Annotated in this window: 13 protein-coding genes and 1 pseudogene; 4 read left to right on the top strand and 10 right to left on the bottom strand. The window is 62.0% G+C overall.

Features of this window, described 5'->3' with window-relative positions:
- Nucleotides 1-147: 147 nt before the first annotated feature.
- The 4 genes and pseudogenes from PBDP_RS05240 to PBDP_RS29855 form a co-directional block, all read right to left on the bottom strand.
- Entirely contained in the window at nt 148-555 is a 408-nt protein-coding gene (locus PBDP_RS05240; RefSeq protein WP_109753637.1) for a DUF6632 domain-containing protein, read from the bottom strand.
- A gap of 86 nt (nt 556-641) precedes the next feature.
- Nucleotides 642-926: pseudogene (locus PBDP_RS05235) on the bottom strand (hypothetical protein); the annotation flags it as partial.
- 26 nt (nt 927-952) lie between these two features.
- On the bottom strand, nt 953-1,318 hold the full coding sequence (locus PBDP_RS29860; protein WP_249411840.1) for an SDR family NAD(P)-dependent oxidoreductase: 366 nt from the start codon (nt 1,316-1,318) through the stop codon (nt 953-955).
- Nucleotides 1,318-1,866 carry an SDR family NAD(P)-dependent oxidoreductase gene (locus PBDP_RS29855; RefSeq protein ID WP_249411839.1) on the bottom strand — a complete coding sequence of 183 codons (549 nt, stop codon included), beginning with the start codon at nt 1,864-1,866 and terminating at the stop codon, nt 1,318-1,320. The genes PBDP_RS29860 and PBDP_RS29855 overlap by 1 nt, the downstream gene beginning before the upstream one ends.
- Before the next feature lie 104 nt (nt 1,867-1,970).
- On the opposite strand from PBDP_RS29855, the gene PBDP_RS05225 reads away from it, so the two are divergent.
- Entirely contained in the window at nt 1,971-2,582 is a 612-nt protein-coding gene (locus PBDP_RS05225) for a TetR/AcrR family transcriptional regulator (RefSeq protein ID WP_109753635.1), read from the top strand.
- Between the two features lie 141 nt (nt 2,583-2,723).
- Here the strand turns inward: PBDP_RS05225 and PBDP_RS05220 are convergent, their stop codons facing one another.
- Together PBDP_RS05220 and PBDP_RS05215 are read right to left on the bottom strand one after the other, a co-directional pair.
- Nucleotides 2,724-3,506: an SDR family oxidoreductase gene (locus tag PBDP_RS05220; RefSeq protein WP_176688579.1), complete on the bottom strand. Its 783-nt coding sequence runs from the start codon at nt 3,504-3,506 to the stop codon at nt 2,724-2,726.
- The gene (locus PBDP_RS05215; protein ID WP_212801921.1) at nt 3,503-3,829 is read right to left on the bottom strand and encodes a nuclear transport factor 2 family protein; all 327 of its coding nucleotides are present in this window, start codon (nt 3,827-3,829) and stop codon (nt 3,503-3,505) included. The genes PBDP_RS05220 and PBDP_RS05215 overlap by 4 nt, the downstream gene beginning before the upstream one ends.
- 101 nt (nt 3,830-3,930) lie before the next feature.
- Here PBDP_RS05215 and PBDP_RS05210 point away from each other — a divergent pair, with 101 nt between their 5' ends.
- Complete coding sequence (locus tag PBDP_RS05210; RefSeq protein WP_109753632.1) at nt 3,931-4,842, top strand: LysR family transcriptional regulator; 912 nt, start codon at nt 3,931-3,933, stop codon at nt 4,840-4,842.
- 179 nt (nt 4,843-5,021) lie between these two features.
- Here the strand turns inward: PBDP_RS05210 and guaA are convergent, their stop codons facing one another.
- The 4 genes from guaA to PBDP_RS05190 form a co-directional block, all read right to left on the bottom strand.
- Nucleotides 5,022-6,599: a glutamine-hydrolyzing GMP synthase gene (guaA, locus tag PBDP_RS05205; RefSeq protein ID WP_045155136.1), complete on the bottom strand. Its 1,578-nt coding sequence runs from the start codon at nt 6,597-6,599 to the stop codon at nt 5,022-5,024.
- Nucleotides 6,600-6,678: 79 nt separating this feature from the next.
- Nucleotides 6,679-8,148, bottom strand: a complete 1,470-nt coding sequence (guaB, locus tag PBDP_RS05200; protein ID WP_212801920.1) for an IMP dehydrogenase — start codon at nt 8,146-8,148, stop codon at nt 6,679-6,681.
- 269 nt (nt 8,149-8,417) lie between these two features.
- A complete protein-coding gene (locus tag PBDP_RS05195; RefSeq protein ID WP_212801919.1) occupies nt 8,418-8,966 on the bottom strand; it encodes a sugar ABC transporter ATPase in 549 nt (182 codons plus the stop codon).
- 70 nt (nt 8,967-9,036) lie between these two features.
- Nucleotides 9,037-9,804, bottom strand: a complete 768-nt coding sequence (locus PBDP_RS05190) for a sulfite exporter TauE/SafE family protein (RefSeq protein WP_212801918.1) — start codon at nt 9,802-9,804, stop codon at nt 9,037-9,039.
- A 229-nt stretch (nt 9,805-10,033) separates the two neighbouring features.
- Here PBDP_RS05190 and xseA point away from each other — a divergent pair, with 229 nt between their 5' ends.
- Together xseA and PBDP_RS05180 are read left to right on the top strand one after the other, a co-directional pair.
- The gene (gene xseA / locus PBDP_RS05185; RefSeq protein ID WP_116834181.1) at nt 10,034-11,413 is read left to right on the top strand and encodes an exodeoxyribonuclease VII large subunit; all 1,380 of its coding nucleotides are present in this window, start codon (nt 10,034-10,036) and stop codon (nt 11,411-11,413) included.
- Nucleotides 11,414-11,416: 3 nt separating this feature from the next.
- Nucleotides 11,417-12,238, top strand: coding sequence for a peptidoglycan DD-metalloendopeptidase family protein (locus tag PBDP_RS05180; protein WP_109753628.1), 822 nt, complete (start codon nt 11,417-11,419; stop codon nt 12,236-12,238).
- Nucleotides 12,239-12,275 lie beyond the last annotated feature (37 nt).

Here is a 12,275-nt window from a genome sequence, read left to right as displayed (position 1 = left end):
AAGCACCTCTTGAATCCGCGGCGAACCGTTGGGCCCGCAAAAGGCGAATACGATACACCCGCAGATGAGAAACAGTAAGGGCGGCGAAAATGAAAAAAGCCTCATGGAAGTTATCCACAAGGCCTTGGATTACCGCCGCACTGAGGGTCAATCAGGCAGCAAATGCGCTTTCTCGCCCCGCGGTGTTAAGAATGCCAGCACCACTGCGACAATGAGCAACGTAGGCACATCGCCCAATAGATGGCCGTACTGGCTTGCCCCGTCCATCCCGATGCCAAACGACTGCACAGCCATGATCGCGCCATGCACGACGCTCGACCACACCGTGAACCAGATCAAGCTCAGGTGTTTCAGCGGATCGCGGGATGCCAGCAGCAGGAACACACCGAGCGTCGCATAGATGCCGACCATCATCAGCGGATAATCGGAATGGCCGCTGTGCCACGCCCAACCGGACGGCCACAGAACCATCAACGGCCAGAACGCGAAGACGGCGATCAGACCGACTACGATCAAGACGATGCGCAAGGCGGCAAGTTTTTGAGTGTCATTCATGGCAGGCTCCTTATTGCGACCTGTTCATCGCCGCAATGGGTGCCGAGAGTATAGAACTCATCTGGGACGCATACCTTGCTATCCCCCCCGACTAAATCAGGCGCAACCTCGATCAGTCTGGCCGATGGCACTGCGCGGCGAACGTCGCTCAGCGCACTAAGCACGGCTTCAACCGCGTCAGGCGCATCGCGCGTGAACTCAAGCGCAAGCCGCCCCGGCTGCCCGATGCCTACCAAGGCATCATCGCAGCCCGCTTCACCCAGCCGCTCGACCAGTTCATCCGGAGCGCAGCCATCGTCAGCAAGCTGATATTTCAAGGTATTCTGGCCGTCGGGTACTGCCGGAAGGCGCGATTGGCAGTCGCGAAGCATAGACAACGTATTTGTACAGGGTTGGTTTACCGAAAGACCGCTTCCGTAAGCCCTTGCGATTCAATCCACAGCCTCGCAGCGACGCTCGCATCCAGTGCTTGCGCAGGAATCTTGGCAACGGCCGGATAGCCGCGTATTTCGCCGAGCCTGTCCGGGCCGTAATAGACACCGCCTTGAGCCTGCGGTGAAGTCGCGGCGAAGATGGTCGGCAACGCCCCCTGCGCTGCCGGCTGGAACAGGAACCACATGTAACGACGAGCCATACCCGGAACGCTCCATGCGCCGGCGCCATTGGGCAACAGATCGGTGCGCGAAATGCCAGGATGGGCAGCGATGCTCTGGATGCCCCAGCCCGCAGCATCGCTGCGGCGTTGCAATTCAAGGGCGAACATCAGGCAAGCGAGTTTCGATTGGCTGTAAACCGGCATCGGCCTGTAGCTGCGCTGAGCTTGCAGATCATCGAAGTTGATCGTGCCGCTTCGAGCGGCGACGCTTGAAAGGCTGACCACGCGCGCTTGTTGCCCTTGCGCAACAGCGGCAGCAATTGGGCCGTCAAGGCGAAGTGACCCAGGTAGTTCGTGCCGAACTGCAACTCGAATCCGTCGCAAGTCACCTGACGCTTCGGCGGCGCCATCACTGCCGCGTTGTTGATCAGCAAGTCCAGGCTGTCGCGCGAACTCCGCAGACGCTCACCAAACGACTCGATGGATTCGAGGCTGGCGAGGTCCAGTGCCCCGAAAGTCACATTCGCGCCGGGAACACTTTGGCGAATCTGATCGACTGCCGCCGCCCCTTTCGACGGATTTCGACCTGCGATGATGACATTCGCACCGGCCCGGGCCAGTGCCAGCGCGTCTTGGAATCCAAGGCCGCCAGTACCGGTGACGACCGCCGTACGGCCGCGTTGGGAAGGGATGTCGGAAACTGTCCAGTGGGTCATGATCCTTGCCTGTCGAGAAGTTGAAATATACACTAGGTGCATATAAATATGCACTCAGTGCTAACTCTGCTGCACTTAGTGCAGAAATGCAACAGGCCATTGGAATGTCAGAATCCTTCCCCCCCGCAGATGCAGCACCCACAGAAGGCTTGCGCGAAAGCAAGCGCCGCGAAACACGCCAGCGCATCGCCGAGGCCGGCCAGCGCCTGTTCCTCGCCAACGGGTACGAAGGCACAACGCTGGACACCATCGCGGCAGCGGCTGGCATCTCGCGCCGCACGTTTTTCTCGTACTTCAAATCGAAGGACGACATCATCTTGTTCTGGCAGGACGCCGATTCGGCCAGGCTGATTGCCGATCTGCTGAAGACATCGCCCGACGTACCGCCACTCGATGCTGTTCGCGATGTGATGGTCAAGCACATCGCGCGCTATACGACCGAGCAGATGACAGCCGTGGACAATCTCATGCGTTCGAGCGAGTCGCTTCTTGCGCGCAAGCAGGCGTACTACGCGGAACAGGAGCAAGCGCTGTTCAACGCGCTGTGTGAGGTCTGGCGGCAGCCTGAGCGGCGGTTGGCCCTTCGGATGGTGGCTGTGGTGTCCGTCGGTGCGATGAGACTCGCGCTTCAGGCGTGGCGGGATCAGACCGGCCAGCGAAAACCGGTGGCCAAATTCCTGGAGGACGCCTTTGACAGTTTGAGAGCAGAGCTTTGACTGTAGCGACGGGGCGTTTGCGGGTGGACATTGATACCGGACGCGGCAGACCTGCCACGTCCGGTTCGGGAAAGCCTCGGCGCCTGCCGGGGCCATGCTGCGAGGTCACGCGCCCCGTGTTCAGCCAGTCGCGGCTGTTGGCTAAAGAGTCGGAACGGTGCCGCCGTCGATCCGATACTCGGACCCTGCGATCGAAGCGGACCGAGGGGACGCCAGGAAAGCGATCAAATCGGCCACCTCTTGTGGTGTGGCCGGTCGGCCCACTGGAATTCCTCCCAGCCAATCCATGACGATTTTCTTGCCGCCCTCGTAATCCGTTCCGGCGTCTGCCGCCATCCGCTGCGCAAACGCTACGGAAGCCTCAGTCTCAATCCAGCCCGGCGCAACGCTCAGCACGCGAACGCCCTTCGGCGTCACCTCTCTCGCCAGAGACTTGCTGTAGGTCGTGAGGGCTCCCTTGGCTGCGGCGTAGGCGGTGGTGGACTCGGGCAAAGGCAGCACGCGCTGGATGGAGCTGACGTGGATGATGACGCCGGAGCCCTGAGCCAGCATCGCTGGCAGCAACGCACGGTCCAGGCGTACGGCAGGCATCAAGTTCAGGTTCAGCTCGGCGAACCAGTGCTCATCACTGATCGCGGCGAAACCGCCACCGGGGGTCTTCGAACCGCCGAGCACGTTGATCAGGATATCGACGCCGCCCCAGTCCTGCAGGACGGTCTGAGCAAGGTGATTCGTACCTTGCGCCGTCGACAGATCGGCAGCCACGTAGGTGACGCCCTCCACCGGCTCCGCTGGCACGGTGCGCGCGGATGTCGCCACCCGAGCGCCGGCCTCTACAAGGGTTTTCACGACTGCAGCGCCAAGGCCCAGCGTGCCGCCGGTGACCAATGTCCGCAGGCCATTCAGATGAAGGTCGAAGCTCATGCCGTGATCTCCAGCGATGCGATCAGGCCGCGTTCAAGGCGAAAGCGGTAGGACAGGACGATCGGGCTGCCAGGGAAGTTGCCGGTGACGTTGGCGCGGACAAGTTGAAAGCCGTCCTCTCCCTCAATGGCGAATGGCACGCTCGTCGCGCTGTACTTGGCCGATGCCTCGGCCATAAAGGCCTTGATGGCGTTGATGCCCGTGTAGGTACGGCCGTCGTCCTTCATGACGGCTTGCGCGGTGAAGCAACGCGCCAAGGCGTCGGGGTTGTGTTCGGCCGCGAAGTACGCGGCAATAGGCTCAGGAAGGGTCAAGGTGTTCAATTTTTGGCTCCATGGGGTCAGCGAAGGCCTCAGGATGCGCGTCTACTTGAATTCAGTGAATACGCTAGAATCTTTATAGGTTGCTTAGGAAACGATACATAATGCGCGGATCCGACTTCGCTGAACTGAAGGCTTTCGTAGCCGTCGTGGAACGCCAGAGCTTTGCCCGAGCTGCAGAGCATTTGGGCCTATCGCCGTCGGCACTCAGCCAGACCATCCGGCAACTCGAAGGCCGCATCGGCGCTCGCCTTCTGAATCGCACAACTCGAAGCGTCGCGCCATCGGCCAGTGGCGAACTGCTCTACAGGCGCATAGCGCCATTGTTTCGGGAGATGGCTGCTGCAGTCGCCCAAGCCAGTGAGGCGACAGGACAGATGAGCGGCACGCTTCGCATCAACACGCTGGGGATCGCAGCGCGGACCATCATCGCGCCCCGGCTTTCACGCTTCCATCAAGCACACCCTGACGTGGTTCTCGACATCGTGGTCGACGACGCGCTCGCCGATATCGTCGCGGGCCGCTTTGATGCGGGCATCCGCGTGGGTGGGCAGCTCGAGAAAGACATGGTTGCCGTCCGCCTCACGCCGGACCTGAACATGGTGGCCGTGGCCTCCCCGGACTATATCGCCCGTAGAGGAACCCCCAAGTCGCCCGCCGATTTGCATAACCATACATGCATCAACTGGCGGCTCCAGATGGACGGCAGGCAATATCGCTGGGAGTTCAAGAAACGAGGGCAACGACTCGAAGTGGCGGTGGACGGCCCCGTCGTCACCAATCATGCTGACATCGGCATTGCTGCTGCGCTGAACGGGCTCGGCATTGCCTATCACTTTGAGCGAGATGGCGTGGGCGAGCTCTTGACCCAGGGGCGGCTGGTCCAGGTCCTGCCGGACTGGTCGATTTCGCGCCCGGGGCTGTTCCTCTACTATCCGAGCCGCCAGCATCGACCAGCCCTCCTAGGGGCGTTCATCGACTGTCTCCTGGATCGAAAACCGTTCGATCAGCTCTAGGCCCCCAGGAAGGGTCACCCTAGCGTCGGCAAACAGCATGGAGTGGGCTATGGAAAACACGGTCTCGGCGATGCACAAAGCGGCCAGAACTGGCCAGCCCAAAAAAGCCAAAAGCCCGCAATTACGCGGGCTTCAGGGCATTTTCTGCTAATGGGTGCCGGACAATGTCGGACGCCCCATCATTCCCACTCAATCGTCGCCGGCGGCTTGCTCGACACGTCATACGTGACGCGGGAGATGCCTTCGATTTCGTTGATGATGCGCCCGGAAACGGTTTCCAGCAGCTCGTACGGCAGGTGTGCCCAGCGAGCGGTCATGAAGTCGATGGTTTCCACGGCACGCAGGGCCACGACCCAGGCGTAACGACGGCCATCGCCAACCACGCCCACCGATTTCACCGGTTGGAACACCACGAAGGCCTGGCTGACCTTGTGGTACCAGTCGGCCTTGCGCAGTTCTTCGATGAAGATGTGGTCGGCGCGACGCAGCAGGTCGGCGTATTCCTTCTTCACTTCACCGAGGATCCGCACGCCCAGGCCCGGGCCCGGGAATGGGTGGCGGTAGACCATGTCGTACGGCAGGCCCAGCTCCAGGCCGAGGCGACGTACTTCGTCCTTGAACAGTTCGCGCAGCGGCTCGACCAGCTTGAGGTTCATCTCTTCCGGCAGGCCACCGACGTTGTGGTGGGACTTGATCACGTGGGCCTTGCCGCTCTTGGCGCCGGCCGACTCGATCACGTCGGGGTAGATGGTGCCCTGGGCCAGGTACTTGATGTTGTCCAGCTTGCAGGATTCGGCATCGAACACGTCGATGAAGGTACGGCCGATGATCTTGCGCTTCTTCTCCGGGTCGGACTCGCCGGCCAGGTTGTTCAGGAACTGCTCTTCGGCGTTGGCGCGGATCACCTTGACGCCCATGTTCTCGGCGAACATGGCCATCACTTGCTCGCCTTCGTGCAGGCGCAGCAGGCCGTTGTCGACGAAGACGCAGGTCAGCTGGTCGCCAATGGCCTTGTGCAACAGCGCCGCGACCACAGAGGAGTCCACACCGCCGGACAGGCCCAGCAGCACGTTGTCGGTGCCGACTTGAGCACGGACCTGGGCGATGGCGTCTTCCGCGATTTTCGACGGGGTCCACAGGGCTTCGCATCCGCAGATGTCGAGGATGAAGCGCGACAGGATGCGGCCGCCTTGCTTGGTGTGGGTCACTTCCGGGTGGAACTGCACGCCGTAGTAGCGACGATCATCGTTGAACATACCGGCAATCGGGCAGCTCGGGGTGCTGGCCAGGATGTGGAAGTCTTCCGGCATCTTGGTGACCTTGTCACCGTGGCTCATCCATACGTCCAGGCCGAACAGGCCGTCGGCGTCGACGTGGTCCTCGATGCCGTCCAGCAGGCGGCTCTTGCCGACCACATCGACGCGGGCATAACCGAACTCACGCAGGTCGGAACCTTCGACCTTGCCGCCCAGTTGTTCAGCCATGGTCTGCATGCCGTAGCAGATACCGAAGACCGGCACGCCCAGGTCGAACACCGCTTGCGGGCAGCGCGGGCTGTCGGCTTCGTGCACGGACTCGGGGCCGCCAGCGAGGATGACGCCTTTAGGCGCGAATTCGCGAATCGCTTCGTCATCCATGTCGAACGGATGCAATTCGCAGTACACGCCGATTTCACGCACGCGGCGGGCGATCAGCTGGGTGTACTGGGAACCGAAGTCGAGGATCAGGATGCGGTGAGCGTGAATGTCGAGGGCCATGACTCATTCTCATGTAGTGAATCAGAAACAACTCGGGGCTGAATGAACAGCCCCGGTGATTAACGTTTTGCTGGAAGCCTTAACCTACGCGGTAGTTCGGCGCTTCCTTGGTGATCTGCACGTCGTGGACATGGGACTCGGCCATACCGGCACCGGTGATGCGCACGAATTCCGGCTTGGTGCGCATCTCTTCGATGTTGGCGCTGCCGGTGTAGCCCATGGAAGAGCGCAGGCCGCCCATCAGTTGATGGATGATGGCGCTCAGGGTGCCTTTGTACGGCACGCGACCTTCGATGCCTTCCGGCACCAGCTTCTCGGCACCCGCGGAGGAGTCCTGGAAGTAACGGTCGGAAGAGCCCTGGGCCTGGGACATGGCGCCCAGCGAACCCATGCCGCGGTAGGCCTTGTAGCTACGGCCCTGGAACAGTTCGATCTCGCCCGGTGCTTCTTCGGTACCGGCGAACATCGAACCCATCATCACACAGGAGGCACCGGCGACGATGGCCTTGGACAGGTCACCGGAGAACCGGATGCCGCCGTCGGCGATCAACGGTACGCCAGTGCCTTCAAGGGCAGCGGCGACGTTGGCGATGGCGCTGATCTGTGGCACGCCGACACCGGCGACGATGCGGGTGGTGCAGATCGAGCCTGGGCCGATACCGACCTTGACCGCGTCGGCGCCGGCTTCGGCCAGGGCCTTGGCCGCAGCGCCGGTGGCAATGTTGCCGCCGATCACCTGCACTTCCGGGAAGTTCTGCTTGACCCAGCGAACGCGGTCGATCACGCCTTTGGAGTGACCGTGGGCGGTGTCGACCACCACCACGTCGACGCCGGCATTGACCAGGGCGGCGACACGATCACCGGTGTCCTTGCCGGTGCCGACCGCAGCGCCGACGCGCAGACGACCCTGGTCGTCCTTGCTCGCCAGCGGGTAGGCCTTGGCTTTTTCGATGTCGTTGACGGTCATCATGCCCTTGAGGGCGAATTTGTCGTCGACGATCAGCACGCGCTCGATGCGGTGCTTGTGCAGCAACTCACGAACTTCGTCCTTGCTGGTGCCTTCCTTGACCGTGACCAGGCGCTCTTTAGGCGTCATCACTTGGCGGACGGTGGCATCCAGGCGGTTCTCGAAGCGCACGTCGCGAGAGGTGACGATGCCGACCAGGTCGCCATCGTGCAGCACCGGAACGCCGGAGATGTTGTGCATGCGGGTCAGTTCGAACAGATCCCGGACCGTGGCGTCAGCCTCGATGGTGATCGGATCCTTGACCACGCCAGCCTCGAACCGCTTGACCTTGCGCACTTCGGCGGCCTGCTGTTCGATGGTCATGTTCTTGTGGATGATACCGATACCGCCTTCCTGGGCCATGGCAATGGCCAGACGGGCTTCGGTCACGGTGTCCATGGCGGCGGAAACCAGGGGGATATTCAGTTCGATGCCACGGGTGAGACGGGTTTTGAGACTGACTTCGTTAGGCAGTACCTCGGAATAACCGGGCACTAGGAGAATGTCGTCGAAGGTCAGAGCTTCTTGGCTGATACGCAGCATCGCGGGGGCTCCCGAGCGGGAAAATGGAAGCGCGCCATTATACTCATGGACCCCGTCTGGCTCAATGTAAAACTCTGTCTATTATTGGCGGGGTGATTGACGGGCTAAATCACTGCACTCCGACCATACGCCGAACCCGTGGCGAGGGAGCTTGCTCCCGCTCGATTGCGCAGCGACCGCAAACATCTCAGGGCCGCTTCGCAGCCCAGCGGGAGCAAGCTCCCTCGCCACAGGGGTTGTGTATTCATCGCCCCAGTGTGTGTTGCTCGCTACAACTCCACCTTCACCCAACTCACCGGCTGATCCAGCCAATCGGCGAATTCATCCAGAAACGCCTGCTTGAACCCCGCCTCCAGCCAGTTGTTGAAGATGAACCCCAGGTTGGAAAAGCCGCAGGGCTGCAGAAACAGAAATCCATTGATGTCATCTTCATGGCCACATTCGGGACAAGTGAAGTTGTCGGTACGCGCCGGCATCCAGTCTTCCAGGCTCTCGAACAGCGCTTCGCCGATTTCCTTGCGGCACTCGGCGCAGCCGGCCTCTTCGAGAAAGCCCTTGGCCGGCGTATAGATGCACCGCTTGGTGATGATCTCCAGGCCATTGATCGACTCACCGAACGGCAAGGCTTCGGGGTGCATGACCACTTCGCGGGCACCAGAGGCGATGGCGTGGGCCATGCGATTGCCGGTGCGCCCGCAGGTGGTCAGCTGTTCTTCGACGATATTCTTGCGCACCAGCCAGCGCACGATCGCCCGGGCCCGAGGCTCGTGGACCGGCAGGGTGGAAATTTTCGGAACAATGATGCTTTGCGAGTTCATGGCGAGGCCTGGCTGTTTCCCTGGCAGGGTCTGATCGAAGGCCGGCAGCTTAATCCCTGGCGGGGCCAGGTCAAGCACTCAGGTAGCGCACAATCAACGCAAGGCCGCTGGCAAGCACCAGCCAGGTGACCAACCGCACGAACGCCTCTCGTGACATCTTCATGGTCAAGCGCCGCCCTACCCACAACCCCAGCGCCATGGCCGGCAACAAACACAGCGCCAGTACCAACAAGGGTAGCTCGGCATACACCCCGGCCACGATAAACAGGCTCAAGCGCACCACCGTGCTGCAACTGATCAAGGCACTTTGCGTGGCGCGGGCCGCGTCCTTCGGCAGACGGCTGTTCAGGTAGATCGCATATAAAAAGCCGCCGCTGCCAAACAATGCGCCGAACATCCCGCCCACCGTGCCCATCGGGAACGCCCACAGCGATGACAGCTGCTTCGGCCGGGTTTTTATCGACAGGCTATAGATCGCATAACTGCTGATGAACAGCCCCATCAACAGCAACAACAGGTCGGACTTGAGGTTGAGCAGGAAAATCACCCCCAGGGTGCAGCCCACCGCCATGCACGGCAGCAACCGCAACAGTTCAGGCCGAGACACGTCCCGGCGCGATGGCAACAGGTTGCCGAAGGCCGCGACAAAATCGAGCAAGACCAGCAACGGGATGATTTTCGACAGTGGCATGAACAGCAGCAGGACGGGGGCGGCCACCAACGCCGTGCCGAACCCGGCGATGCCGAACACGATGTAGGCCAGGGTGATGGCCAGGCCGATCACCAGCCATTGCGTTGGCGCGAATGCCCATTGGCCTAGCCATGACAGAAGATTCATCCGGCACTTCCTTGATGGGGAGAGCGGCGACTTTAGCCAGATGTGTCGGGGCATATCCAGTATTTGTGGTGGCTGATACACCGCTATCGCGAGCAGGCTCGCTCCCACAGGGGATCTGTGTCGCAGCGAAGATCCAGTGTGGGAGCGAGCCTGCTCGCGATGCAGACGACTCGGTCTAATTGTCTGCACGCATGGAGATTCATCGGCGAATGCCCTTATCATGCCGCCCATGATTAAAGATCCCTTTGCCCGACTGGGCCTGGACCGCGAGGTCCTGACTGTCAGCCAGCTCAACGGCCGCGCGCGGGTGTTGCTCGAAGACGTGTTCAGCAACATCTGGGTCGAGGGCGAGATCTCCAACCTTGCCCGCCCGGCGTCCGGCCATGTGTATTTCACCCTCAAGGACAGCGGCGCCCAGGTGCGCTGCGCGCTGTTCCGGCAGAACGCCGCGCGGGTGCGCCAGGCCTTGAAGGACGGGCTGGCGGTGAAGGTGCGCGGCAAGGTCTCGCTGTTCGAGGGCCGTGGCGACTACCAACTGATCCTCGACACCGTGGAGCCGGCCGGCGATGGCGCCCTGCGCCTGGCCTTTGAGGCGCTGAAGGAAAAGCTCAGCGCCGAAGGCCTGTTCAGTGCCGAGCGCAAGGTGCCGCTGCCGGCCCACCCGCAACGCATTGGCATCATCAGTTCGCCCACCGGCGCGGTGATCCGCGACATCATCAGCGTCTTTCGCCGCCGTGCGCCGCAGATATCCCTGACCTTGATTCCCACCGCAGTGCAGGGCCGCGAAGCCACCGCGCAAATCGTCCGCGCCCTGAAACTGGCCGATGCCCGTGGCTTCGATGCGCTGATCCTGGCCCGGGGCGGCGGTTCGCTGGAAGACTTGTGGTGCTTCAACGAAGAGGCCGTGGCCCGGGCGGTGGATGCCTGCGTCACGCCGATCGTCAGCGCCGTGGGCCATGAAACCGACGTATCTATCAGCGATTTCGTCGCCGACGTGCGTGCCCCGACCCCGTCCGCCGCCGCCGAATTGCTGGCTCCCGATGCCGGCGACCTGGTGCGCCGGGTCGAAAGCCTGCATCGCCGGCTGGTGATGCGCATGCGCGACCGGTTGATGCGCGATCAACTGCGCCTCGAAGGCCTCACCCGGCGCCTGCGTCATCCCGGTGAACGCCTGCGCCAGCAAGCCCAGCGCCTCGACGACCTGGACATGCGCCTGCGCCGGGCCTTCGAACGCAGCCTCAATACCCGCCGCGAACGCCTGATCCGCCTGGAAACCCGCCTGGCCGGGCAACACCCGGGCCGGCAACTGGCATTGCTGCGCCAGCGCCTGGACAGCCTGGCCGAACGCCTGCCCCGGGCCATGCGCGAAGGCCTGAAAACACGCCGCGTGCAATTGCACAACCAGATGCAGACGTTGCACATCGTCAGCCCCCTGGCGACCCTCGGTCGGGGCTACAGCATTTTGCTCGACGAGCGCGGCCATGCCATCCGTAGCGCCGGGCAAACCCAGACCGGCCAACGCCTGACTGCCAAGCTGGGCGAAGGCGAACTGCTGGTGCGGGTCGAAGACAATCACCTGACGCCGGTCACCCTTTCTTTACTGGATTGATTCATGCCGCGATATCTCGCCCCATTGCTCTTGCTGTGCCTGACCTTCAACGCCCACGCCGACAGTTACATCTCCCGCCTGTTGAACAAACCGGTGCCCGGCGGCGTCGCTGTGGTGGACCTGGGCAGCGCAGCCAAGGCGCCGAAGGCCAGTTACCAGGGCAAACCGGTGTTGGTGGTCAAGGAACAGGACAACTGGCTGGCGATTGTCGGCATCCCGCTGACGGTCCAGCCCGGCACTCAGCAGATCAGCAGTGGCGGCAGCACCCAACCGTTCGTGGTCGGCTATAAAAAGTACCCTGAGCAACACATCACCCTGAAGAACAAACGCCAGGTCAACCCGAACCCGGCGGATCTCAAGCGCATCGACGCCGAACTGGCCGTGCAACTGAAGGCCTACCGCAGCTTCAGCCCGAACATCCCCAGTAACCTGCTGCTGGACAAACCGGTCAACGGCCCGCTGTCGAGCAAGTTCGGCGTGCGCCGGTTCTTCAACGGCGAAGAACGCAACCCCCACGCCGGCCTGGACTTCGCCGTGCCCGCCGGCACGCCGATCAAGACCCCGGCCGCCGGCAAGGTGATCCTCACTGGCAATTACTTCTTCAATGGAAACACGGTATTCGTCGATCACGGCCAAGGCTTCATCAGCATGTTCTGCCACATGTCGAAGATCGACGTGAAAGTCGGCCAGCAACTGGCCCGCGGCACGGTGGTGGGCAAGGTTGGCGCCACCGGTCGGGCGACCGGGCCGCACATGCACTGGAACATCAGCCTGAACGATGCGCGGGTGGATCCGGCGATTTTCATTGGCGCGTTTCAACCCTGAGTTTTTGCGGTGAGGCTACTGGCCTCATCGCGAGCGG

Origin of the sequence: Pseudomonas sp. St290 (genome assembly GCF_018325805.1) — a bacterium.
GTDB lineage: Bacteria > Pseudomonadota > Gammaproteobacteria > Pseudomonadales > Pseudomonadaceae > Aquipseudomonas > Aquipseudomonas bijieensis.
Note: the sequence above shows the minus strand (reverse complement) of the source record. Positions and strands in the feature narration are given on the sequence as shown.